General features: G+C 67.9%; 24 protein-coding genes and 1 pseudogene. 18 read left to right on the top strand and 7 right to left on the bottom strand.

Annotated elements, in window-relative coordinates:
* Positions 1-82: 82 nt before the first annotated feature.
* The 4 genes from B7K21_RS10395 to B7K21_RS10380 all read left to right on the top strand — a co-directional run bounded on the left by B7K21_RS10395 (position 83) and on the right by B7K21_RS10380 (position 4,829).
* Positions 83-499, top strand: coding sequence for a hypothetical protein (locus tag B7K21_RS10395; protein WP_084075349.1), 417 nt, complete (start codon positions 83-85; stop codon positions 497-499).
* A gap of 126 nt (positions 500-625) precedes the next feature.
* Positions 626-2,953: a phosphoribosylformylglycinamidine synthase subunit PurL gene (purL, locus tag B7K21_RS10390; RefSeq protein WP_084075348.1), complete on the top strand. Its 2,328-nt coding sequence runs from the start codon at positions 626-628 to the stop codon at positions 2,951-2,953.
* A complete protein-coding gene (locus B7K21_RS10385) occupies positions 2,953-3,363 on the top strand; it encodes a sterol carrier family protein (protein ID WP_084075347.1) in 411 nt (136 codons plus the stop codon). The genes purL and B7K21_RS10385 overlap by 1 nt, the downstream gene beginning before the upstream one ends.
* Positions 3,364-3,950: 587 nt before the next feature.
* The gene (locus B7K21_RS10380) at positions 3,951-4,829 is read left to right on the top strand and encodes a glycoside hydrolase family 6 protein (RefSeq protein WP_159448491.1); all 879 of its coding nucleotides are present in this window, start codon (positions 3,951-3,953) and stop codon (positions 4,827-4,829) included.
* Between the two features lie 4 nt (positions 4,830-4,833).
* On the opposite strand, the gene B7K21_RS10375 is transcribed toward B7K21_RS10380, so the two are convergent.
* Both B7K21_RS10375 and B7K21_RS10370 read right to left on the bottom strand, forming a co-directional pair.
* The gene (locus B7K21_RS10375) at positions 4,834-5,496 is read right to left on the bottom strand and encodes a DUF1295 domain-containing protein (protein WP_084075345.1); all 663 of its coding nucleotides are present in this window, start codon (positions 5,494-5,496) and stop codon (positions 4,834-4,836) included.
* Positions 5,489-6,133 (bottom strand): TetR/AcrR family transcriptional regulator, encoded by a 645-nt coding sequence (locus tag B7K21_RS10370; protein ID WP_084075344.1) that lies wholly within the window; start codon positions 6,131-6,133, stop codon positions 5,489-5,491. Before B7K21_RS10370 ends, B7K21_RS10375 begins: the two co-directional genes overlap by 8 nt.
* A 336-nt stretch (positions 6,134-6,469) precedes the next feature.
* On the opposite strand from B7K21_RS10370, the gene B7K21_RS10365 reads away from it, so the two are divergent.
* The 6 genes from B7K21_RS10365 to purM all read left to right on the top strand — a co-directional run bounded on the left by B7K21_RS10365 (position 6,470) and on the right by purM (position 12,997).
* Positions 6,470-7,849, top strand: a complete 1,380-nt coding sequence (locus B7K21_RS10365; RefSeq protein WP_084075343.1) for an ABC transporter substrate-binding protein — start codon at positions 6,470-6,472, stop codon at positions 7,847-7,849.
* Between the two features lie 95 nt (positions 7,850-7,944).
* Entirely contained in the window at positions 7,945-9,009 is a 1,065-nt protein-coding gene (locus B7K21_RS10360) for a carbohydrate ABC transporter permease (protein ID WP_084075342.1), read from the top strand.
* Positions 9,009-9,935 carry a carbohydrate ABC transporter permease gene (locus tag B7K21_RS10355; RefSeq protein WP_084075341.1) on the top strand — a complete coding sequence of 309 codons (927 nt, stop codon included), beginning with the start codon at positions 9,009-9,011 and terminating at the stop codon, positions 9,933-9,935. Before B7K21_RS10360 ends, B7K21_RS10355 begins: the two co-directional genes overlap by 1 nt.
* Positions 9,936-10,005: 70 nt before the next feature.
* Complete coding sequence (locus B7K21_RS10350; RefSeq protein WP_084075340.1) at positions 10,006-10,428, top strand: hypothetical protein; 423 nt, start codon at positions 10,006-10,008, stop codon at positions 10,426-10,428.
* On the top strand, positions 10,425-11,897 hold the full coding sequence (gene purF, locus B7K21_RS10345) for an amidophosphoribosyltransferase (RefSeq protein WP_084075339.1): 1,473 nt from the start codon (positions 10,425-10,427) through the stop codon (positions 11,895-11,897). Before B7K21_RS10350 ends, purF begins: the two co-directional genes overlap by 4 nt.
* Positions 11,894-12,997, top strand: coding sequence for a phosphoribosylformylglycinamidine cyclo-ligase (gene purM / locus B7K21_RS10340; protein WP_084075338.1), 1,104 nt, complete (start codon positions 11,894-11,896; stop codon positions 12,995-12,997). Before purF ends, purM begins: the two co-directional genes overlap by 4 nt.
* Before the next feature lie 27 nt (positions 12,998-13,024).
* On the opposite strand, the gene B7K21_RS10335 is transcribed toward purM, so the two are convergent.
* Entirely contained in the window at positions 13,025-13,198 is a 174-nt protein-coding gene (locus B7K21_RS10335) for a DUF3073 family protein (protein ID WP_084075337.1), read from the bottom strand.
* Positions 13,199-13,489: 291 nt separating this feature from the next.
* Here B7K21_RS10335 and B7K21_RS10330 point away from each other — a divergent pair, with 291 nt between their 5' ends.
* The 3 genes from B7K21_RS10330 (at position 13,490) to B7K21_RS10320 (ending at position 15,270) form a co-directional block, all read left to right on the top strand.
* Entirely contained in the window at positions 13,490-13,690 is a 201-nt protein-coding gene (locus B7K21_RS10330; protein ID WP_084075494.1) for a BldC family transcriptional regulator, read from the top strand.
* Positions 13,691-13,765: 75 nt separating this feature from the next.
* Positions 13,766-14,344, top strand: coding sequence for a methylated-DNA--[protein]-cysteine S-methyltransferase (locus B7K21_RS10325; protein ID WP_084075336.1), 579 nt, complete (start codon positions 13,766-13,768; stop codon positions 14,342-14,344).
* Entirely contained in the window at positions 14,341-15,270 is a 930-nt protein-coding gene (locus tag B7K21_RS10320; protein ID WP_084075335.1) for a DMT family transporter, read from the top strand. Before B7K21_RS10325 ends, B7K21_RS10320 begins: the two co-directional genes overlap by 4 nt.
* A 22-nt stretch (positions 15,271-15,292) precedes the next feature.
* Here the strand turns inward: B7K21_RS10320 and B7K21_RS10315 are convergent, their stop codons facing one another.
* The 4 genes and pseudogenes from B7K21_RS10315 to B7K21_RS10300 all read right to left on the bottom strand — a co-directional run bounded on the left by B7K21_RS10315 (position 15,293) and on the right by B7K21_RS10300 (position 18,188).
* Positions 15,293-15,670: a phage holin family protein gene (locus B7K21_RS10315; protein ID WP_084075334.1), complete on the bottom strand. Its 378-nt coding sequence runs from the start codon at positions 15,668-15,670 to the stop codon at positions 15,293-15,295.
* A 220-nt stretch (positions 15,671-15,890) separates the two neighbouring features.
* Positions 15,891-16,558: pseudogene (locus B7K21_RS10310) on the bottom strand (transposase).
* A gap of 101 nt (positions 16,559-16,659) precedes the next feature.
* Entirely contained in the window at positions 16,660-17,334 is a 675-nt protein-coding gene (locus tag B7K21_RS10305; protein ID WP_084075333.1) for a transaldolase family protein, read from the bottom strand.
* A gap of 149 nt (positions 17,335-17,483) precedes the next feature.
* Positions 17,484-18,188: a sugar-binding transcriptional regulator gene (locus B7K21_RS10300; protein WP_234989289.1), complete on the bottom strand. Its 705-nt coding sequence runs from the start codon at positions 18,186-18,188 to the stop codon at positions 17,484-17,486.
* On the opposite strand from B7K21_RS10300, the gene B7K21_RS12655 reads away from it, so the two are divergent.
* The 5 genes from B7K21_RS12655 (at position 18,183) to B7K21_RS10280 (ending at position 23,928) form a co-directional block, all read left to right on the top strand.
* Positions 18,183-18,581 carry a hypothetical protein gene (locus tag B7K21_RS12655; protein ID WP_200806304.1) on the top strand — a complete coding sequence of 133 codons (399 nt, stop codon included), beginning with the start codon at positions 18,183-18,185 and terminating at the stop codon, positions 18,579-18,581. The genes B7K21_RS10300 and B7K21_RS12655 overlap by 6 nt on opposite strands.
* Complete coding sequence (locus tag B7K21_RS10295) at positions 18,569-20,251, top strand: ribulokinase (RefSeq protein ID WP_084075331.1); 1,683 nt, start codon at positions 18,569-18,571, stop codon at positions 20,249-20,251. The genes B7K21_RS12655 and B7K21_RS10295 overlap by 13 nt, the downstream gene beginning before the upstream one ends.
* A gap of 22 nt (positions 20,252-20,273) precedes the next feature.
* Positions 20,274-21,308 carry a substrate-binding domain-containing protein gene (locus B7K21_RS10290; RefSeq protein WP_084075330.1) on the top strand — a complete coding sequence of 345 codons (1,035 nt, stop codon included), beginning with the start codon at positions 20,274-20,276 and terminating at the stop codon, positions 21,306-21,308.
* An 80-nt stretch (positions 21,309-21,388) separates the two neighbouring features.
* Entirely contained in the window at positions 21,389-22,879 is a 1,491-nt protein-coding gene (locus tag B7K21_RS10285; RefSeq protein ID WP_084075329.1) for a sugar ABC transporter ATP-binding protein, read from the top strand.
* A gap of 8 nt (positions 22,880-22,887) precedes the next feature.
* Complete coding sequence (locus B7K21_RS10280; RefSeq protein WP_200806290.1) at positions 22,888-23,928, top strand: ABC transporter permease; 1,041 nt, start codon at positions 22,888-22,890, stop codon at positions 23,926-23,928.
* Positions 23,929-23,930: the final 2 nt, after the last annotated feature.

Below are 23,930 nucleotides of genomic sequence, written 5' to 3'. Positions count from 1 at the left end.
GAGGGCTCGATCCTGTCTCAGGGTGCAAATCGGACGTTCATACGTTCTTATGGAAAGACCGGAATCCGCCGAAGGAACACTCATGGCCCCCGATGACGACGCGCTGCTCGACGCGCTCGCGGGCGCGCTAGACACCGAGGAGAACTGGTCGCCCGCCGCGCCCGACGCTCCGCCCGTACGTTCTCTTCCCGGCCGCCACCCTGGCGAGGCGCTCGCCTCCCGCACCCGGCCCGTCACCGGAGCTCGGGCGCTGATCGTCGACTGCGGCACCTCGCGGCTGGACGGCGCGACGCATGTGCTGTGGATCGCGGAGGACGCCCCGACGGTGCTCGGCTCCCGCGTATTCGCGGAGCTCGGTCAGGCCATCGCCGATCGCGTCGGCTCGAGCGACTACACATGGGAGGGCTCCGACCTGCTCCACCTCGAAGCGCCCGACCGCACGTGGGAAGAGGTGCTGCGCGTCGCGCGTGACGCCGTGGCGAGCCTGTCCGGGGCGTGAGCGGCCGACCCGGCGGCAGCGTCGGGCATGGACCAGGGGTGATGCGCGCACGCGCGGGGTCCTATGGGCACGCGGGTACGCTGGTTCGGTAATCCATCGCCGGACACTCTTCCCGTGAGGACCCCCATGACCGAGACCACCACCCCTGCCGCGCCCGCGCACGTGCCCGACACCGTCGAGAACGCCGCCGCGACGCCCGAGCAGGAGATGCCCTGGGCCGAGCTGGGCCTCAAGGCGGACGAGTACGAGCGCATCGTGTCGCTCCTCGATCGCCGCCCCACCGCAGCCGAGCTCGCGATGTACTCCGTGATGTGGTCGGAGCACTGCTCGTACAAGTCGTCCAAGGTGCACCTGCGCCAGTTCGGCGACAAGACCACCGAGGACATGAGGAAGCACCTCATGGTCGGCATCGGCGAGAACGCGGGCGTCGTCGACATCGGCGACGGCTGGGCCGTGACCTTCAAGGTCGAGTCGCACAACCACCCGTCTTATGTGGAGCCGTACCAGGGCGCCGCGACGGGCGTGGGCGGCATCGTGCGCGACATCCTGGCGATGGGCGCGCGTCCCGTGGCCGTCATGGACGAGCTGCGCTTCGGGGACATCGACCACCCTGACACGGACCGGGTGGTGCACGGCGTCGTCAGTGGCGTCGGGGGCTACGGCAACTCGCTCGGCCTGCCCAACGTGGGCGGCGGCGTCGTGTTCGACTCCTGCTACCAAGGCAACCCGCTCGTCAACGCGCTGTGCGTGGGCGTGATGAAGCACGAGGACATCCACCTGGCCTCCGCCGAGGGCGTGGGCAACAAGGTCGTGCTGTTCGGCGCCCGCACCGGCGGCGACGGCATCGGCGGAGCCTCGATCCTCGCGTCGGAGACGTTCGAGGACGGCGTGCCCGCCAAGCGCCCCTCCGTGCAGGTGGGCGACCCGTTCATGGAGAAGGTGCTCATCGAGTGCTGCCTCGAGCTGTTCGCGGCCGACGTGGTCAAGGGCATCCAGGACCTCGGCGCCGCCGGTATCTCGTGCGCGACCTCGGAGCTTGCGTCCAACGGCTCGGGCGGCATGCACGTGTGGCTCGACGACGTGCTGCTGCGCGACCCCACGCTGAACGCGGGCGAGATCCTCATGTCCGAGTCGCAGGAGCGCATGATGGCGGTCGTCACGCCGGACAAGCTCGACGAGTTCCTGGCGATCACCGCCAAGTGGGACATCGAGACCGCCGTGGTGGGCGAGGTCAACGACTCGGGCCGTCTCACGATCGACCACCACGGTCAGCGCATCGTGGACGTCGACCCGCGCACCGTCGCACACGACGGTCCCGTGTACCAGCGCCCCTACGCGCGCCCCGAGTGGATGGACGGTCTGCAGGCCGACCACGCCCCGTCGCTCCCCGAGGACCCCGAGGAGCTGCGCGCCGCCGCTGTCGAACTGCTGTCGTCGCCCAACCTCGCTGACCGTTCGTGGATCACGAGCCAGTACGACCGCTACGTGCAGGGCAACACCGCTATGGCGCGCCCGGACACCGTCGGCGTGATCCGCGTGGACGAGACCACGGGCCGCGGCGTCGCGATCGCCACGCGCTCGAACGACCGCTACACGAAGCTCGACCCGTATGCGGGCGCGGGCCAGTCGCTCGCGGCGGCATACCGCACGGTGGCGATCGCCGGCGCGACGCCCGTCGCCGTCACCGACGGTCTCAACTTCGGCTCGCCCGAGGACCCGGACTCGATGTGGCAGTTCGCGGAGGCCATCCGTGGACTCGCCGACGCGTGCCAGACGCTCGGCGTCCCCGTCACGGGAGGCAACGTCTCGCTGTACAACGGCACCGGCGAGCCCGGGCGCATCGACTCGTCGATCAACCCCACGGCCATCGTCGGCGTGCTCGGCGTGTTCGACGACGTCACGCGTGCCACGCCCTCGGGCTGGCGCGAGGGCGGGCAGGTGCTGTACGTGCTCGGCACCACGCGCGACGAGCTCGACGGATCCCAGTTCGCAGGGCTCCAGGGCCACCTCGGCGGTCTGCCGCCCGTGGTCGACTTCGAGGCCGAGAAGGTGCTCGCCGAGGTGATGGTCTCTGCGTCGCGAGACGGCCTGATCGACGCGGCACGCGAGATCGGCGAGGGAGGCATCATCGCCGCCGCCGCGCTGGGCGCGCTGCGCTACGGCGTGGGTGCCCGCATCGTGGTGGACGAGATCTGCAGGCGCGACGGCGTGAGCGCCGCGCAGGCGCTCCTGTCCGAGTCTCAAGGCCGCGTGCTCGTCGCTGTGCCGCGCTCCGAGGAGTCGCGCTGGACCGCGATGCTCGACGCGCGCGGCGTCCCGAACCTGCGCGTGGGCGTCACGTACGACTACGAGGCCAGCTCGGAAGCGGCTCTCGAGGTACAGGGGCTGTTCACGCTGCCCCTCTCGGAGCTCGAGGAGTCCTGGAAGGCGACGCTCCCCGAGCGCTTCGCCTGATGGCAGCGCGCCGTCGCATCGACGTGGCTGCCGGTCGGGCGGCGGTGGAGGCGTGGGTGCGCGCAGCAGGTCCCTCGTTGCATGCGCCCGACGCGGCGACGGCTCGCGACGCGTCGCCCGCTCCGGACCGGGCTATGACCGCGACGGCAGTGCGCTACACGCTTGAGGAGCTGGGGCTGCGTGCCCCTGGCCGCTCGGTCGAGGTGCGCGTGCCACCCTTCGGCGCCGTGCAGTGCATCGAGGGCACCACGCACCGCCGCGGGACGCCGCCGGCGGTGATCGAGACCGACGCCGCGACGTGGCTCGCGCTCGCCACGGGCACGCTGGCGTGGGAGGACGCCGTCGCGTCGGGCGCCGTCCAGGCCTCGGGCGAGCGCACGGACCTCGCGGCGCTCCTGCCGCTGACCTGAGCTTCCGCGCTCGCCACACTCCCCGCCGCGGCTCACCCCCACCACGCAGCCCCACCGCGGCTCACCCCCACCACGCACCCCCCACCGCGGCTCACGCACGCGGTTTGTACTGCATGCGGCGATTCGTACTGACGTGAGTCGGCGACACGCCGTGCGCATGACGTCGCGCGTGCGGGAGCCGCGCGCGTGGGTGGCGAGCCTGCGGGTGGGAGGCGGAGCCGGAATGGCGCCACGCTCCGAACACCTCTTGACCCATCCCGGCGCATGTCCACGAGGTGTCGGGTCCGACACCCCGAGCGCGAGGGTGGGGCCGTGTCAGAGAGTGTCGTCGTCGGCTGTGCCACCATGGTGCGGACGCGGCCGGGGGCGGCTGCGCGAGGGGGTGAATGATGCGGATCGCGTGGCGACGGATCGCGGCGGTGCTCGCGACGGCGGTGACCGCTCTTGCGCTGGCGGGATGCGGCGGGTCGGTCCCCTCGGCCATGCCAGGGAACGGCGACACCACCGCGTCGTCCACGCCCGGCGAGGAAACCGCTTCGTCCTCTCCGGATCCCGCGTCCTCGGTCTCGGGTCGCCAGGATGGGGGCATGAGCGATGACGCCACTTCTCAGGATTCCGCAGCCGCCTCGTCCTTCTACCGCGCGCCGACCAGCGTGGATGCCGCACTTCAGCGCGCGCGCGACGAGGGTCGTGACGACGACGCGGCGCTGATTGAGCGCATCGCTTCGCAGCCGATCGCGGTGTGGCTCAACGGTGGGGACGCGGCGATCGCCGAGGCCGCCGCTGTGTCTCAGGCGGCGACGGCTTCTGGCCAGATCGCACTGTTCGTCGTCTACAACATCCCGGGTCGCGACTGCGGTCTGTACAGCGCGGGAGGTGCTGAGGAGAGCGAGTACTTGGCCTGGGTCGAGAGGGTCGCGGAGGCACTTGCGGAGGGCGGGACCGCGTGGGTCGTCCTTGAGCCCGACGGGCTCGCGAGCCTCGGCGACTGCGATGGCCAGGGCGACCGCGTGGGGTTCCTTGCGGGCGCGGCCGCGATCCTCGATGCGGCGGGGGCCCGAGTGTTCCTCGACGTCGGGCACTCCGGATGGCAGTCGCCAGACGAGATCGCGGACCGGATCCGGCGTGTGGGGACCGAGCATCTGGCGGGTTTCGCGACCAACACCTCGAACTACAACGCGACGGCTGATGAGCAGGCGTGGGGCGATCAGGTGGCGGCGAAGGTCGGGCTGCCGTTCGTGGTCGACACCTCGCGCAATGGCAACGGCTCGAACGGCGAGTGGTGCAACCCGCGTGGGCGCGCGCTCGGAGAGAACCCGGGGTTGACCGGGAAGGCCGCGGGCATGGTCGCCCGCGTATGGACCAAGGTGCCCGGCGAGTCCGACGGCACCTGCAACGGCGGGCCGGCCGCGGGCGCGTGGTGGGAGGAGATCGCGTTGGAACTCGCCCGGAACGCCGCCCAGTGACGGGTCAGTACACGTACGGCACGAGCTTCTTGGTGCGGCTCGCGTAGTCGTCGTACTGCGCGCCGTAGTGCTCGGCGAGATGCGCATCGAGGCGCGGGATGTGCACCCAGATGAAACTCGCCGTCATCAGCACGGGGAAGATCGCCGCCCACCACGAGTGGGCGAGCATTGCGAAGCCCGTGAACAGCAGGCAGTCGCCCAGGTAGTTGACGTGCATCGACCGTGAGAAGAGGCCCTCGGTGTAGAGGCGACCCCGATGCGCGGGGTCCTTCTTCCATTCGCGTCGCTGCCATTCGGAACCGGTGTTGAGGTACGACCCGACGACGTAGAGCACTACGGCGAAGGCGCTCAGCCACCCGAGGCTCGCACCCGCCTGGCCGCCGAGTCCGATGAGCCCGATCTGCAGGATCGCGGCCCACGGACCCACCGCCCAGGCCTCTGACCAGGGGAAGGGGCGCGTCACCATGACGAACTGTGTGACGAGAAAGCGCGCGAAGTACACGGTTCCTGCCGCAGCCAGCAGCCAGCGTCGGCCGGGCGAGGCGACGGGGGCGTACGAGCCGAGCAGCGGGTCGAGAGCCCCGGCGAGGTACACGAGGCCGAGCGCGAGTCCGGCGCCGTGGATCGCGGCGGCGGTGAGCTTCGGTACGCGGGAGGTGTCAGTCATGGGGGTTCCCTTCGTGTTCGGAGCCTGCTGAGGCGCCGTGCGGTGAGGTGCGGGCGAGCATGCGCGCGACTTCTGCGGTCCAGCGTTCGGCGCCTTCGCCGGTGAGAGGATCCGCGCCGAGCAGCGACCCGAGCGGCTCCCTCAGTGCGAGGGCGGCGAGGTCGATCATCGCGACGAGCGCGGCCCGTGCGCGCGGGTCGGGGCCGGGGGAGACGGCGCCGGCGTCGATCATGCTCTGCCATGCCTCGACGCTGGAGCGAGTGACGAGCTCGACGAGGGCGGCGCCGCGGTCGCCACCGTCGACGAGGCTTCGCAGCAGATAGCGCGGCAGTGGGGAGTCGTCGCCGAACAGCCGCGTGGCGGCGTCCGCGAAGCTCGCCGAGCTGTGGGGATCGATCGCTCCGGCGGGGTCGGAGGCGATGTGCTCCAGGAGCGCGCCGATCTGGGTCGCGACGTGTGCGTCCACGGCCTCGCGCAGTCCCTCCATGGAGCCGAAGTGTCTGATGATGAGCGCGGGGGAGACTCCCGCGGCCGTGGCGATGTCGCGCACGGAGGCGCGAGCACCGCCCGGTTCCGCGAAGAGGCGCAGTGCCGCGTCGCGGATCAGGGGAGGGTTGGAGGAGGTCGAGGGGCTCACTCGGCCAGTGTAAACAAATGTTTACTGTGACCGCAAGTCTGGGCACCCGTGGTGCGGCCTCGGCGGCACGAAGGGCGAGCAAGGCTGTCTCGAGCGCACATAGTCCCTCCTAGATGGCTCATCGGCCGATGTGCGCGATCACATCTTGTGTCACGCTTGCGTCACGATTCGCGACCTTTTTCGCGATAGAGGTTGCCATGGTGGGCGCGTGCGCCTACGTTGAATGTAAGCGTTTGCGTCGACGGTGACGCGAGAGGCTTCTCCGCCGTCGCATGCGCTCGACCCGTCCTTGTCAGGGGGACGGGCCGACACGCTACTCAACGAAGAGGAGACGCAGTGTCTACCAAGCGACGGTATTTCGCCTCGATCGCGGCGGTCGCCGCCTCGGGGCTCGTCCTCGCCGGCTGCTCCGGCGGTGACGCGGACCCCACGGACTCCGCCACCGACACCGGCGGCGGCGACATGATGGAGGGCTGTGAGGACTACGCCGACTTCGGCACGTTCGACGGCGGCGAGGTCGAGGTCTACACGACCATCTCTGGTGTCGAGCTCACTCAGCTCGAGGACACCTTCACGGACTTCCAGGAGTGCACCGGACTGACCGTGAACGTCGTCGGCTCGGACGAGTTCGAGACGGAGATCAACATTCGCGTCGAGGGTGGCAACCCGCCCGACCTCGCGATCATCCCGCAGCCCGGTCTGCTGCAGACCCTCGTCGGCACCGGCGCCGTGAAGCCCGCGCCAGCCTCGGTCGAGGCGAACGTGGACGAGTTCTGGTCTGCGGACTGGAAGAACTACGGCACCGTGGGCCAGACCTTCTACGCCGCGCCGCTCATGGCGTCGGTCAAGGGCTGGGTCTGGTACTCGCCGTCCGACTTCGAGGCCAACGGGTACGAGATCCCCGCGACCTGGGACGAGATGATGACCCTCACCCAGACCATGGCGGAGACCGGCGGCACCGGCCCGAACTACAAGCCATGGTGCATCGGCTTCGAGTCGGGCACCGCGACGGGCTGGCCCGGCACGGACTGGATCGAGGACATCGTCCTGCGTGAGTCCGGCACCGACGCGTACGACCAGTGGGTCGTGGGCGACCTCGACTTCACGTCGCCCGAGATCACCTCGGCCTTCGAGAAGTTCGGCGCCATCGCGCTCAACACCGACTACATCAACGGTGGACTCGGCGGCACCCAGTCGATCGTCGACACCGCCTTCCAGGAGGGCGGCCTGCCGATCCTCGACGGTTCGTGCTCGCTCCACCACCAGGCCTCGTTCTACGAGGCTCAGTGGCTCGGCGAGGGCGACGTGACCGTGGCTCCCGATGGTGACATCTGGGCCTTCCTCACCCCGCCGATGGCCGAGGGCGACCCGGCCGCCGTCACGGGTGGTGGCGAGTTCGTCGCGTCGTTCAACGACACCCCCGAGGTCGAGGCGGTGCAGAACTACATGTCGTCCGACCTCTGGGCGAACATCCGCGTCGAGCTCGGCGGCGTGATCTCCGCGAACAAGGGCCTCGACTCCTCGCTGGCCTCCTCGGAGATCGCCAAGCAGGCCATCGAGATCCTGCAGGACGACAACACCGTGTTCCGCTTCGACGGCTCCGACCTCATGCCGTCGGCCGTGGGCGCCTCGGCGTTCTGGACCGAGATGGTCAACTACGTCCAGGGCAAGGACCTCAACACGGTCCTCGCGGACATCGAGTCCGCCTGGCCGTAAGACCGGGCCATAGGTGACCGGCCGGGCCCCGCATCGCGCGGGGCCCGGCTGGCCCCACCGCTCAGACGTCCGTTCGAGGGAGAAGAGGCACATCGATGGCCGGGTTCCACGGGGGCAGGCTCCCCCTACCGCAGTCAGGACTCGATGCTGAGTTCTGGTCCACGCAGGGGAGCAATCTGACCCTTGCGGCAGTCGCGATCATCGCGTTCATCGCGGTGGTCGCTCTCGTCATGTTCGGCGCGGACCTCGTCCGCGGCAAGGCGCGCGACAAGGTTCAGCTCGTCGTGCTCATCACGCCGGTGCTCGTGCTGCTCGGCGTCGGCCTCGTCTATCCCGCGCTCGACACCGTCTGGCTGTCGTTCACGGAGATCGTGAAGGAGCCCGACCCGGTCACAGGCATCAACACGGAGAGCGTCAACTTCGTGGGGCTGGCGAACTACACGTACGCGTTCACCGACCCGACGATGCTGAGGACCATCCTCAACACGCTCGTGTGGATCGTCATGGTGCCGCTCCTGTCCACCGCCGTCGGCCTCGCCTACGCGGTGTTCATCGACCGCGCCAAGGGTGAGAAGGCGCTGAAGTCGCTCGTGTTCATGCCGATGGCGATCTCGTTCGTCGGTGCCTCGGTCATCTGGGGCTCGATCATGTACGACTTCAACGAGACCGGCGAGCAGACGGGCATGCTCAACGCGTTCCTCGGCACGCTTGGCATCGACCCGATCAACTTCCTGGCGGCCGAGCCGTGGAACACGCTGTTCCTCATCGTCATCCTCGCGTGGATCCAGACGGGATTCGCCATGGTGATCATCTCTGCGGCGATCAAGGGAGTGCCGCCCGAGATCAACGAGGCGGCCTCGCTCGACGGTGCGAACGCGTGGGAGCGCTTCTGGCACATCACGATCCCCTCGATCCGCGGCACGCTCGTGGTCGTCATGACCACCATCACGATCGCGACCCTCAAGGTGTACGACATCGTGCGCACGCTGACCCAGGGCCGCTACAACACGGATGTCGTGGCGAACAAGATGTACGTGCTCGGTTTCGTCGAGCAGCGTGAGCCGCTCGGCGCCGCGCTCGCCGTGATCCTGTTCGTGTTCGTCATCCCGATCGTGGTCTACAACGTCCGATCGCTCCAGAAGGTGAAGGAGACCCGCTGATGACCACGCCTGCTCCCGCGATCCCCGACGAGACCGCATCCCCCAAGAAGACGAAGGCGCAGAAGGCCAAGGAGAACCTTACGTCGCCCTGGGCGACGGGCGCCGCCATCATCATCGCTGCGCTGTGGACGATTCCCACCATCGGCCTGTTCATGACCTCGCTCGTCCCGGGCGAGCAGTACCGGACCGAGTCGTGGTGGAACGTCACGTTCAACGGCGACCTGACCTTCGAGAACTTCGGACAGGTGCTGTTCGACTCGTTCGGTGACAGCTCGAACGCGCCGCCGCTGCTGGGCAACCTGATCAACTCGATCGTGGTCACGGTGCCCACGGTGGTGTTCCCGCTGGTGATCGGGCTCATGGCGGCCTACGCGTTCGCGTGGATCCCCTTCAGGGGCTCGAACTTCCTGTTCGTGTTCATCTTCGCGCTCCAGGTGGTGCCGCTCCAGCTCGCTCTGATCCCGCTGCTCAAGCTGCTCGGCCCGGAGGGGATCGGCATCGCCGGTCAGTTCCCCGGCGTCTGGGTGGCCCACACGATCTTCGCGATGCCGTTGGCAGTGTTCCTGCTGCATAACTTCATCGCGCAGATACCCAGCGACATCATCGAGGCCGCACGCGTCGACGGCGCGAGCCACACGCAGATCTTCTTCCGCGTGATCATCCCGCTGTCGCTGCCGGCGATCGCCTCCCTGGCGATCTTCCAGTTCCTGTGGGTGTGGAACGACCTGCTCGTCTCCGCCGTGTTCGGTGGCATCAAGACGTACCCGCTCACCTACCCGATCTCGAACCTCGCAGGCGACTATGGCGCCACGGCATACCTCGTGCCGCCTGCGGCGTTCATCTCGATGGTCATCCCGCTCATCGTGTTCTTCTCGCTGCAGCGCTACTTCGTGCGCGGCCTGCTCGCGGGCTCCACGAAGGGCTGACGGACTCGACCACGGCGGCCCCGTCCCTCACCGGGCGGGGCCGCCGTGCGTCACCGCCTAGACTGGCACCGTGAGCGACGCCCCCCGCCCCGAGGACTCGCAGCCCGAGCCCGACGCGCCAGCACCCGAGGCGCCGGAGACGGCCGTACCCTCCCCCGCGTCGGGCATGTCCCAGGACGCTCCCGAGCCCACCGAAGAAGAACTCGCCGCGGCCATCCCCGCGGTCGTGCGCCGTGCCCCCCGCTTCGCGCGGATGGTCGCGACCGGCGCCGTGCCGATGTTCGCGATCGGCTTCCTGCTCGGCGCGCTGCTGCCGAACGGTGAGACCGCGGGCCGCTTCCTCAGTGGGCTTCTGATCGGGCTGGGCTTCGGCACGATCGGGGCGGTCATCGCTGGCGCGATCGCGACCAGGGCCGACGCGGTGGCCAGCCGCCGCGCGGACGAGAGCCGCGCGCGCACGCTCGAGTGGCTCGAGAACGAGGAGGGCCGATGAGGCGCGGAGACGGACGGCTCACGCAGGAGCTCGACCCGCAGGACCAGGGCCCGCAGGATGCGTGCGGCGTGTTCGGCGTGTACGCGCCGGGCGAGGAGGTCGCGAAGCTCAGCTACTTCGGCCTCTACGCGCTCCAGCACCGCGGTCAGGAGTCGGCCGGGATCGCCACCTCGGACGGCGAGAAGATCCTCGTGTTCAAGGACATGGGACTCGTCTCGCAGGTGTTCGACGAGGCCGCCCTCGAGGCGCTCACGGGGCACATCGCCGTGGGCCACGCGCGCTACTCGACCACCGGCGCATCGGTATGGGCGAACGCCCAGCCCACGCTCGGGCCGACCTCGGCCGGGACCGTCGCGCTCGGGCACAACGGCAACCTCACCAACACGCAGCAGCTGATCGACCTGCTGATCGAGCGCGAGGGCTACCCCAAGCGGCTCGACCTCAAGGGCGGCAAGTGCACTGACACGCAGATCGTGACCGCGCTGCTGGGCGGCGACGGCGACTCGCTCGCGGAGGTCGCCCTCGAGCTGCTGCCGCACCTCGAAGGCGCGTACTCGTTCGTGTTCATGGACGAGACGACCCTGTACGCCGCGCGCGACCCTCAGGGCGTGCGCCCGCTCGTGCTGGGCGAGCTGGCGTCGGGTGGCTGGGTCGTCGCGTCGGAGACCGCGGCGCTCGACATCGTAGGCGCGCGCTTCGTGCGCGAGGTGGAGCCGGGCGAGTTCCTCACGATCGACGCGGACGGCGTGCACTCGCAGCGCTTCGCCGAGGCCGTGCCCAAGGGCTGCGTCTTCGAATACGTGTACCTCGCACGCCCGGACACCACCATCGCAGGCCGCTCGGTGCAGGCCGCCCGTCTCGAGATGGGACGCCAGCTCGCACGCGAGCACCCCGTCGAGGCGGACCTCGTGATTCCGACGCCCGAGTCGGGCACTCCAGCGGCCGTCGGCTACGCGCAGGAGTCCGGCATCAAGTTCGGCCAGGGCTTGGTCAAGAACTCTTACGTCGGCCGCACCTTCATCCAGCCGTCGCAGACCCTGCGTCAGCTTGGCATCAGACTCAAGCTCAACCCCCTGCGTGAGGTCATCGAGGGCAAGCGACTCGTGGTCGTGGACGACTCGATCGTGCGCGGCAACACCCAGCGGGCCATCGTGCAGATGCTGCGCGACGCGGGCGCGGCCGAGGTGCACGTGCGCATCTCCTCGCCTCCCGTGCAGTGGCCGTGCTTCTACGGCATCGACTTCCCCACGCGCACCGAGCTGGCCGCCGTCGGCCACAGCGTCGAGGACATCCGCGACCAGCTCGGCGCGGACTCGCTCGGCTACATCTCGCTCGACGGCATGGTCACCGCGACGCAGCAGGCCGAGGACCGCCTGTGCACCGCATGCTTCACGGGCGAGTACCCGATCGCGCCCCCCGTGGATGCGCGCCACCTGCTGACGCTGCAGACCGAGGAGGTCGCCGGATGACCGAGCCCATCACCTACGCAGGCGCCGGCGTGGACACCGAGGCCGGCGACAAGGCCGTCGAGCTCATGAAGGAGGCCGTCGGGCGCACGCACGGCCCCGAGGTACTGGGCGGCATCGGCGCCTTTGCCGGACTGTTCGATGCCTCCGCGCTCAAGGACTACCAGCGGCCGCTGCTCGCCTCGTCGACCGACGGCGTGGGCACGAAGATCGTGATCGCCCGCCAGATGGACGTGCACGACACCATCGGCCAGGACCTCGTCGCGATGGTCGTCGACGACATCGTCGTGTGCGGCGCCAAGCCGCTCGTCATGACGGACTACATCGCGTGCGGCAAGGTCGTGCCCGAACGCATCGCCGACATCGTGCGTGGCATCGCCGAGGGTTGCGAGATGGCCGGCACGGCGCTCGTGGGCGGGGAGACTGCCGAACACCCCGGCGTGATGGACCCCGACGACTACGACGTCGCTGGCGCCGCGATCGGCGTGGTCGAGGCCGACGCACTGCTCGGTCCCGACCGCGTGCGCTCGGGGGACGTGGTCGTCGCGATGGCCTCGTCCGGGCTGCACTCGAACGGCTACTCGCTCGTGCGTCGCGTCGTGGAGCACGCCGGATGGAAGCTCGACACCGTGGTGCCCGAGCTGGGCCGCGCGGTGGGCGAGGAGCTGCTCGTGCCCACCCGCATCTATGCGTCGCTGTGCGTCGCTCTGGCCGAGGATATCGCTGGGCTGCACGCCTTCTCGCACGTCACCGGCGGCGGGCTCGCTGCCAACGTGGCACGCGTGATGCCCGCGGGCCTTGCCGCCCGAGTGGACCGTGGCTCGTGGGAGCTCCCGCCGGTGTTCTCCACCGTGCAGGCCGCAGGATCGGTGCCGTGGAACGACCTCGAGTCGACGCTCAACATGGGCGTCGGGATGGTCGCCCTGGTGGCCGCCGAGGATGCCGACGCCGTGATCGGGTCCTGTGCCGCGTCGGGCGTGGACGCGTGGGTGCTGGGCGACGTCGTCGAGGACGACGGTCGCATCGCATCGCCGGACGTGATCCGGGGCGCCAAGGGCGTGCACGGCGGCGCCGTGGTGCTCAGCGGTTTCTACCGGGCCTGAGCCGACGGCGGGGGCAGCGCGGCGAGGTCAGTCCTCGTCGTCCGCCCAGCGGTCCGTGTAGTCGTCGGAGTCGTCCGACTTCGAGGCAGGGGTCGTCGAGATGACCTCACGCTCCAGGTCGCGCAGATCTGCGGTGTGGCTGGTGTACTTCAGCTGACGCGCGATCTTCGCGTCCTTAGCCTTCTGACGGCCGCGCCCCATGTCGCCGCCCCTTCCAACGTCATGGCCGCCTCGCGGCGGGCCTGCGTGTCGAGTCCTCGCCATACTTTACAACGCGCGCGAGGTGGCGCGCGAACACCCCTCTCCCGAGATGGTGTCGTCGTGCCGTGTGCTGCGCATGTGTCGAGCCGGTCCGGGGCGGAGCGCCCCGAAATCTCAGCCATTTCCGCACATTGTCCGGATTTTCGCGTCATAGTGGGGGTGTCGGTCGCTCTCATTGTGCAGAACGTCCCCTCCCGAGGGCGTCGACAACAGCTGAGGGAATTGGAAATGATGGCAGAGACGATTCAGGAGCCGGAGAAGCTGCTCACCCCGAGTGAGGTCGCCGCGATCTTCCGCGTGGACCCCAAGACCGTGACCCGATGGGCGAAGGTCGGCAAGCTCTCCTCGATCCGCACGCTGGGCGGACACCGCCGTTTCCGCGAGGCCGAGGTGCAGGCGCTCCTCGCCGCCGCGCGCGAGCAGGGCAACTGACACCTGCGTGACGGTGCCACCTGACCCCCAGGTGGCCGTCGCCGCGGCGCACTGCAGCGCCGTAGCCTTGCTCGCATGACAGAACCGCTCGTGTGCGCACGCGTGGACTCGCTCGTGGGCGAGATGTGGATCGCGGCCACGCCCGAGGATGGCGTGGTGCGCGCCGCAGGTCGCGCGACGCCGCATGAGCTCGAGCTGAGGCTTGAGGCCTCGCTCGCGGCGCGCGGCATGGTGGAGGGCTCACTGCCCGACGCGGTGAGCGCCGTCGAGGCGTGGAACGACGGCGACTTCGCGCCCATCGGCGAGGTCGCGGTGGCGCAGCAGGGTGGGCCGTTCGCGCAGCGGGTCTGGAGCGCGATGAGGCGCATCCCGCCGGGCGAGCCGATGTCCTACCAGGAGCTCGCTGCCGCCGCGGGAAGCCCGCGCGCGATGCGGGCCGTGGGCACCGCGTGCGCGCGCAACGCCGTGGGGATCTTCGTGCCGTGCCATCGCGTCATCCGCGCGCACGGCAGGCTCGGCTCGTACGGGTTCGGCGGCGTGGGGATCAAGGCCGCGATGCTGACCCACGAGGCGGGTGGCGGACTGGGCAAGGTCGCGCTCGCGCTGACCCAGGCGCATGAGGATGACCGAGCGCCCACGGCGGTGACCGCGTGACGGCCGCACCCGCGCGCGCGTGGCTGCCCGCCCTGATCCTGACGGCCCTCGGATGGGGCTCGTCCTTCCTCTTCATCGAGCTCGCGCTGGATGCCTTCACGCCGTCGCAGGTCGGCTTCGGACGCCTCGCGGTCGGGGCGCTCGTGCTGTGGGCCCTGGTGGCGTGGGGGCGCAGGCGCCCCGCTCTCACAGCTCGAGACGTCCTGTCCGTGGCTGTGGTCGGCGTGTTCATGTCCGGCATCCCGCTGATCCTGATCCCGATGGCTCAGCAGCACCTCACCTCCATCCTCGCAAGCCTCCTCAACGCGACGACGCCGCTCTGGGCCGCCTTCTGGGTGGCGGTGCTCATTCCCGCTGAGCGGACGACGCGCGCGCAGCTCGGGGGCCTGCTCGTGGGAGCCGCAGGCATCGCGGTGCTGGTGGGGGCGTGGAACGTGTCCGACTTCCCGCTGGGCGGTGTCGCTCTGATGCTCGCCGCGACCGCCTGCTACGGCATCGGATCGACGCTGTCGCGGCGTCTGCTCGCGCGGATCGAGGAGTCCAACACCGTGCTGTCGGCGACGCAGATCGCCGCGAGCGCGGTAATGCTTGCGCCCTTCGCGCTCGCGTCGGGTGCGCCGGAGCCCGGCACGTTCGCGCTGGACTCCGTGCCGCTGTGGGGTCTGATCGGTCTCGGCGTCGCGGGCACGTCTTTCGCTTACGTGCTGTTCTGGCGCGTGGTCCGACTTGCGGGGGCGACGACGGCCACCTCGGTCACGTACCTGGTGCCTGTCGTGGCGACGACGCTCGGCGTGCTCGTCCTGGGCGAGCGCCTGCACTGGTACGAGGTCGTGGGAGCCGTCATCGTGCTGCTCGGTGTATGGCTCGCGGGCCGCACGCCGACGCGCAGGCCTGAGGTGGCGACGGAGGCCGAGGCGGCCGCGTAGCGGCTCCGTCAGGCGCTGGGGCTCACTCCCAGTTGAACATCGCCTTGACGTTGTTGATCGACTCCGTGGGAGCGAGATCCGAGTTCTTCTTGATGAGCGAGACGCCGATGCCGGCGAGGATCGCGACGAGCAGGATGATGCCGCCCGCGATCACGAGCGCGGACAGCCACACGGGCCACACGGTCGAGAGCCCTGCGACCGCCGCCACGACGAGCAGCGTGAGCGCCAGCGAGCCGAGCACCGCAGCGGCGCCGATGAGTGCGCTGCCGACGCCGATCTTGCCGAGCTTGGCGGACACCTCCGCCTTGGCGCGCTCGAACTCGATCTTGAGCATCGCCTGGTAGCGGCCGACGACCCCCGAGAACAGTGCGGTGGCGGCGGACTTGGCGAACGTTGACATCACGGGCTCCCCTGGTAGCAGATGCTCCTAGTACATCCTCTATCGGCACCGAATCGCAAGCGCGTGAGCGCTCGGCGCCCGCCCGCGCATATGACGAAGGCCCGCTCCCTCGAGGGAGCGGGCCTTCGTGCTGGTGGCTCCGACCGGCGTCGATCCGGTGACCTTTCGATCAAGGGCGCCCGGCTCTGAGGGGCGGGGACCTGTCTGGCAATCGTTGTGCTCAGGCGATGACCGCGTGGAGGACGACGGCTGCGCGGTAGACGATCGCGTGTTCGTCGTATCGGGTCGCCCGTGCGCGGCACTGTTTGAGGTGGGCGAAGTGACGTTCGATGACGTTGCGTCCCTTGCAGTCGATCTCGTCGAAGCTGACGGGGCGGCCTGCGCGTGAGTCGCGACGCTTGCGATGGCCGTTCTGATCGTCAGGCTCGGGATAACGGCGGTGATGCCGCGTTCGCGCAGGTGGCTACGGATCGCGCGAGACGAACTTGACCGCGCGCACGGCGCCGGGCCGCGTACGGGGTCGCCCGAGAGGCCGGCCGACCTTGACCTCGGCCAGCAGCGGCAGCATGTGTCGTGAGTCCGATGCCTGCCCGGCGGTGACGACAGTGACCAACGGCAATCCGGCAGCGTCCATTCGCGATCGTGGAGTCCACCGACACCGACCAGTCCACGCGCGTCCGCGTCAGCGGCCAGCTTCGCCATTGCCCTGTCCCACGTACCCTCGGACGCCACCCGGTGGTGTCACGTCCACACCGTCTGCCACGAGCCGAACACCTCAGGAAGATCCCGCCACGCTATCCCGGCGCAATGGCGGCAGATGATCGCTGCGACCATCGTGCGGGCATCCGAGAACGGACGACCACGCCGACCGGTCCGCTTGGGCAACATCGGCTCGATCAACGACCACTGGGCATCAGAGAGCAACCAGTGGAAGCGAGACACGCCAACCAACGTGGCAGACAGACCCCCGACCGATTGCCACACACGCCCTAGGCGGGCTGCGACCAGGCCTCGATCGTGCTCTCGAACGTCTCGGTCGCTTCGGCGGTACGCGGATCTTCCACGAGTCGCCGGCCAAGTTCGGCTGAGACGGTGAAGGCAGGGACGCCGACCTTGAGCAATGCGGTGACGTCATCTACGCTACGGAGGCTCGCTGCGAGCACGGTCGTCGGCCTCTCGGCACGCATTGCGATCGACACCATGGTGGCGATCTCTGCGCGCTCGTCGACTCCGGCATCGCGCATGCGGCCCGCATAGGGTGCGATGTACTCGGCGCCAAGGCTCTGTGCGGCCATCATCTGTGTAGCCGAGTAGACCGCGGTGATAAGGACGCGTGCACCCGATTCGCGCAGCTCGCGTGCAAGCGCGTATCCGTCTCGCGTGGCAGGGGTCTTCACGACGATAGACGGCGCGATGTCCAAGATCCTTGCGGCATTGGCGCGCATGTCCTCGAGCGAACGGCCCCATGTTTGGAAGCAGATCTCCCGAGCACCCGCCGCCGTAGCCCAACCGTGGATGCGAGGGAGATCAGCTGCAGTCGCCGAGGCCCTGTGGAGGATCGTCGGGTTGGTCGTCAGCCCGTGGAAGATGCCGCTTGAGAAGAGCTCCTCAGCTGCGCGCTGATCCGCCGAGTCGACGAATAGTTGCGGGTATCCGAGGTTCACGGTGCCCCCTTCTCATGCGTCTTCGTCGACCCGTGTGACACGGCGACGGTGATCCTTGGTTGTCCAGACCCTAACGTCGACTACGTTCCATCGCATCCGAGTGTGTGCTCATATGAGCGACTTGGTTAAGTCGATCGTCTGGAGACCCCCTACTCTGTCGCGGTTCGCTCGTGCATGGCGAGAAGTTCCCGTGCTACCTGCGTGTCAGTGACAAGCATGTTCGCGAACCCGCCCCTGAGAACCGCATGAATCGCCTCGGTCTTCGATGTGTGGCCGGCGACGGCGATCACGGTCGGCACACGCCGCAGTTGAGAGGATGTCATCGCGAGTATTCGAGGTGATAACGGCGTCTCGACTTCGTTGCCGTCCTCATCCAGGAGGACGCCGCAGATCTCTGCCTTCACTCCGGCGGCGGTCATAGCGGCGCGATCGTCTCGTGTACAGAACATTCGCAACTGCGAGTTCGGCGGCTCCCAACTGCCTACGGCGACAACGGCGACTGACACATCTCGGAAGCGGTCAAGAGTGGATGAGATTTCCGGAGACCCCTTCAGGCTCTTCGCAGTGTCCTCGTTGGGGACGACGAGCGGCGCATACAGCGGAAACGCCCTCCCGCCGCTGTGAGACGAGAGAATCCGTACGAGCTCGATTGAGTTTTCCCCAGGATCCCCAGCAATGCCTCCGAGCTGGACCACGTTGCACTTCGGGAGCGTGCTGACCTGATCAGCGATCGCCTTAACGGTGCGGCCCCATCCGACGCCGAGTACATCCTCATTCGTCAGGTACTGCTGGAGCAGCAACGCGCCCTCGCGACCGAGTCCTGCGCGCAGCTGCTTCATCGAGGCGCCGTGCATGTTGACGGCGACGACGTGCTGGAGTCCGTAGGCCTGCTTGAGCCGCATTGCGAGTCCGGTCCATCGCTCACGCGGGCGGTGGAGCGTGATCCGCACGGCGCCTCGGTCGCGCGCCTCGGTGAGCAATCGCGCCGTCTTGAATCGGGAGATGCCGAGATCGCGGGCGATATCGATCTTCGACTGCTCTTGGAAGTGGTACCTACGGGCGACCTCGATGAGCAGGTCGTCGTGCTGGTGGAGATCACCGGGATGCTCAGCGTCGAGGCCGAGCTGCGATTCGTCGCTCATATGAGCACCTTAGCGTTGAGTCGGGCGCGTCAACAGACCTACTATCACTGCGCGGCGGCAGCGGTGCAGTCGGCAAGACGCTCGAAGGAGAGGTGGACGAGGTGAGGCGAGTCTCGTTAGGTATCGATTTCGGCACCGAGTCTTGCCGTGCCATCGTGGTCGACCTCGCTGACGGTGCCGAACTGGCAGTGCAGGTGAACGCGTATCGGCACGGCGTGATCGACAGCGTCTTCCCTGCAACGGGTGCCGAGTTGCCTCTGAACTGGGCGCTCCAGTCGCCAGACGACTATCTCGAGTCGATGAAGATTGCGGTCCGCGGCGCCCTTGAAGCGGCCGACATCACGTCTGACGAGGTCATCGGCGTCGGCGTGGACACCACGGCATGCACGCTGATCCCGACAAAGGCGGACGCGACCCCGCTAGCGAGCACCGATCGCTTCCGTGCCGAGCCCTTCGCGTACGCCAAGCTGTGGAAGGACCACTCATCGGAGTCTCAGGCGCAGCGCGTGTCCGCGCTGGCCGTTGAGCGGGGCGAATCGTTCATCGACTACTACAGCGGCAAGATCTCTTCCGAGTGGGTCCTTCCCAAGCTCCTCAAGCTCTACGAGGAGGCTCCAGATGTATTCGAGGCAGCAGAAAAGGTCTACGAGTGCGGCGACTGGATCACCACGCTGCTTGTCGGGCACGAGGCGCGGGCCCTTGCCGTTGCTGGATTCAAGGCGGCGCATCAGCCACATCTGGGTGGATACCCGCAGGCCGACTATCTGGACGCGCTGGCACCTGGGTTCTCGGCGGTAGTGTCGAAGCTCGGCCAGGACCTGCTCGCTCCGGGGGAGAAGGCGGGAGTGCTGACTGCCGAGTGGGCTGAGGCATTCGGGCTGCGTCCCGGCATCGCAGTGGCCGCGGGCCACTTGGATGCGCAAGTAGCCGCGGTAGGCGCCGGGGTCATGCAGCCCGGAGAGATGCTGCTCGTGATGGGCACCTCGGTGTGCAACCTCATGCCTGCACGCGAGGACGCTGCAGTCCCCGGAATGGCGGGCCTCGTGCAAGGCGGACTCGATGCAGGTTCGTGGGCCTACGAGGCAGGGCAGGCAGGCGTGGGCGACACCTTCGGGTGGTTCGTGAAGAACATGGTGCCGCCGCGGTATTTCGAGATCGCCGACGAGGAAGGCGTATCAGTCTTCGAGATCCTGGAGCGCGCCGCAGCCGCCATGCCTCCGGGGGGCCAAGGCATAGTCGCGCTCGACTGGTTCAACGGAAACCGTTCGACGCTCATGGACCAACGTCTCAGTGGACTCTTCGTGGGCATGACTCTCCGCACGCGTGCCGAGGAGCTCTACCGGGCCCTGATCGAGAGCGCGGCATTTGGACAGCGCGCGATCTTCGAGGCGTTCCAGGAAGCGGGCGTCCCGGTGCGCCGGGTCGTCGCATGCGGAGGCCTGCCGAGCCGCGCCCCGCTGCTCATGCAGACACTCGCCGATGTGCTCGACATGGAGATTGAGGTCAGCGCATCCGCGAACACTCCTGCGCTCGGAGCCGCGCTGCACGCCGCGGTTGCCGCGGGCGCGGACGCCGGCGGCTTTGGAGACCTGGCCTCGGCCGCGGCGATCGCCAGTCCAGTGTCGGCTACGTATCGCCCGGATCCGGACCGCAAGCGCCGGTTCGACGAGATCTACCGCATCTACGCGCATCTGTACCACCAGTTCGGTGAGCAGGACCGTGCAGTCATGCACGGGCTGCGCAACATCGCCGACTCCAACCAGCAAGAGAAATAGGAAAAGGGAGAACAAGCAAGTGATGTCTACACAGCGCAGTGTCAGCCTCGTAGCGACGATCGTCGCCGGGGGTCTGCTGCTCACGGCGTGCTCCGGTGGCTCGGGCGACGACGTGAGCGACGGAGGATCAGACTCCTCTGAGGTTCAGATCGTGAACGTCGTCAAGCTCTCCGGCGGTGACTGGTTCAACCGCATGGAGGTTGGCAACCAGGAGTGGGCTGCCGCCAACCCCGGTTACGTCGTCACACAGACAGCTGGCGACGATGCCTCCGAGGAGAAGCAGATCGCCATTATCAACGACCTGCTTCCGCAGCAGCCCGCAGCTCTCACGGTCGTCCCCAACTCGCCAGAGTCGCTTGAGAACGTGCTTTCGCGTGCTCAGGAGGCTGGCATTGTCGTGATTACCCATGAGGCGCCCGGCATCGAGAACGCGGTTGCGAACATCGAGGCGTTCGACAACGCCGCCTACGGTGGCTTCCAGATGGACCTGCTCGCCCAGTGCATGGGAGAAGAGGGCCAGTACGCGCACATGGTGGGTTCGCTCACTGTCGCGAGCCACAACGTGTGGGCCGACGGCGCGCTCGCACAGGCAGAGGCCGCATACCCCGGGATCGAGCGTGTGACCGATGCGATCTCGTCCGACGAAGACCAGGAGACCGCCTACCAGCGAGCCCGGGAGCTGCTGGCTACCTACCCCGACATCTCAGGCTTCATCGGCGCGGCGTCGACGGACATCGCGGGCATCGGCCGCGCGGTGCAGGAGGCCGGCATGCAGGACGACATCTGCGTCGTCGGCACGTCTACGCCGTCGACCGCGGGCGCTCTGCTCGAGGACGGTTCCGTCGATGTGATCACCGGATGGGACCCCGCGCTAGCGGGTGAGGCGATGCTCGCCGCGTCCAAGATCGTGCTCGACGGCGGTGAGATCGTCGACGGCATGGATCTCGGGATCCCCGGTTACGAGTCGATTACCCAGGACTCCGCCATTCCGAACAACTTCTTCGGAGCAGCGTGGATCCAGATCACCTCGGAGAACGTGGCCGACTACCCGTTCTAACCACGCAGTTCACTCTTGCGTGCGGGATTCGCGCGATGGTGCGAATCCCGCACGCAAGCCACAAGGGAAGGTAGAGCCCAGTGTCGTTCGCACTGAGAGCACGAGGCATCAGCAAGTCGTTCGGCGGCGTCAAGGCGCTGACAGACGTCGACCTGGATGTGGTGCCAGGAGAGGTCCTGTGCCTCGCCGGCGCCAACGGTTCCGGCAAGTCCACGCTGATCAAGATCATCTCCGGCGTCGAGACTCCGGACTCCGGCACGATCGAGATCGACGGCGAGGAGATCGTCACCTCCTCGGTGGCAGCCGCCGTTCAGCGCGGCGTCCAGGTGATCTTCCAGGACATGTCATTGTTCCCGAATCTCACGGTCGCCGAGAACATCGCGATGTCTGAGCGCGTGAAGGACGGCGTGAAGGTCATCTCAGGCAAGCGCGCTCGCTCGCTCGCCAAGTCGGTCATCGAGCGCTTGGGAATCGACCTCGACCTCGAAGCCCGCGTCGAGAACATCAGCGTGGCCGACCGACAACTCGTGGCAATCTGTCGCGCGCTTGCGCTCGACGTCAAAGTCCTCTTCATGGATGAGCCGACAACCGCGCTCACGTGGCACGAGATCGAGTCGCTACGCCAAGTCGTCGAACAGCTCAAGAAGGAGCAGGTCGGCATCGTATTCGTCTCGCACAAGACCGAAGAAGTCTTCGCGATGTCCGACCGCATCGTCGTTCTACGCAATGGCGTCGTCGTGCGCACCGGCGCTACAGCGGACTTCACTGAGAACTCCCTGGTCGAAGCCCTCGTCGGCTATCTCCCCGAAGACCAGCGCCGGGTCGAGATCTCCGACACCGGAGAGGAGCCTCCCGCACTGTCGGTCGAGGGCATCGGTGTCGAGTCGCTGTTCGCGGACGTTTCGTTCGCGGTCGGGCGAGGCGAGATCGTCGGGCTCACAGGCCTCCTCGGATCAGGAAGATCCGAGATCGCCGAGGCGATCTTCGGCAAGCTCCCGATCGACACGGGGACTATCGCCGTGGGTGGCGAGACCAAGACCATCCGATCTGTTGCCGACGCGATCACGGCAGGCATCGGCTACGTGCCCGAGGACCGCCTGACGCAGGGAGTTGTTCTCGGGCAGAGCATCGAACGCAACTTGGTGTCCGCGGCCCTTGGCAAGGTCTCGAGCAGTGCGGGCGTGCTCAAGGAGCGGCTCCTTGCTGAGACCTCTCGCGCGAGCGTCGCGGAGCTGCAGATCAAGACGGACAACGCTGCACTGCCCGTCTCGTCGCTGTCGGGCGGCAACCAGCAGCGAGTGGTGCTCGGCAAGTGGATGCTGACGGATCCCAAGGTGCTGATCCTCAACGGTCCCACGGTCGGTGTCGACGCCGGTTCCAAGGCCACCATCCTGGAGATCCTGCGTGACGCGGCGCGCTCAGGCATGGGAGTCCTACTCATCTCCGACGACGTTCCCGAGCTCGTGAGCGTCTGTCACCGCGTGCTGTTCGTGAGGAGGGGGCGGCTCGCAGGCGAGCTCGCCCACGACGAGGTCGCCGAGCCGGCGATCAGAGAGAGGTTGGTGCGATGAGCACGGCTGTGGCTGATTCGAGCACGGTGCGCGACCGGATGTCCGCGCTGTGGCGGCGGTATCGAGGCGAGAACAACGAGACGACGCTCCTGCTCCTCATCCTGGCGCTCGTGGGTGTCATGGCGATCGTCGAGCCTTCGGCGATCACCTTGGGCTTCTTCGGGGACATCATCCGGTCGGGCATCGTGACACTCGCCTTGGCGCTGGGGCTGCTGATGATCATCATCTCCGGCGGCATGGACGTCTCCTTCCCCGCGATCGCGATCTTCGCGGGCTACGCGACGATCACTCTGATGCAGAGCCTTGGTGTCGATGGAGCCGTGTGGCCGTTCGTCGTCGCTGTGGCGATGGGACTGCTGCTGGGATCGTTGAACGCGGTGCTCGTGGCTCGTTACAAAATGGAGACCCTGATCGCCACTCTTGGCACCCAGGTGATCATCCGTGGTGTTCTGATCGCCTTCATCGGCTCGGTCTACATCTCCGTGCTGCCCGCTCAGCTCGACGCTGTTGGCGCGACGTCCATCATGCAGCTGGGTGGCACACAGGTGAACGTTCTTGTCATCCCCGTGCTTGTCCTGGCGGGTGCCCTGGCGTGGGTCCTGCGGAGGACGATGTTCGGGCGCTCGATCTACGCGATCGGCGGTGACAAGGAGTCTGCGAAGCGCGTCGGAATCTCCGTCAAGAAGGTTCAAGTCGCGATCTACCTGGTGGCAGGCGCGTTGGCTGGATTCGGAGGCATGGTTCACGTTGTCCTGTCCCGCCACGCATCGCCGTTCGAAATCGTCGGCACAGAGCTGAACGTGATCGCCGCAGTCGTGATCGGTGGGGCGCTGGACTCCGGCGGGCGCGGTTCGGTGCGCGGCACGATCCTCGGTGTAGTGCTGATCAGCCTCGTTCAGAACTCCCTCATCCGGCTCGGCGTATCGAGCTACTGGCACGTGTTCGTTGTCGGACTCGTGGTTCTTGCCGGCGTCGCGATCCAAGCGCGCTCGGCCGCTGCCACGCACCGCCGGACTCGCATCCTCGAGCGACTGGAGACCGCAGCATGACC

The organism is Demequina sp. NBRC 110052 (genome assembly GCF_002090075.1).
Lineage (GTDB): Bacteria > Actinomycetota > Actinomycetes > Actinomycetales > Demequinaceae > Demequina.
This window is presented reverse-complemented; position numbering and strand designations above follow the sequence as displayed.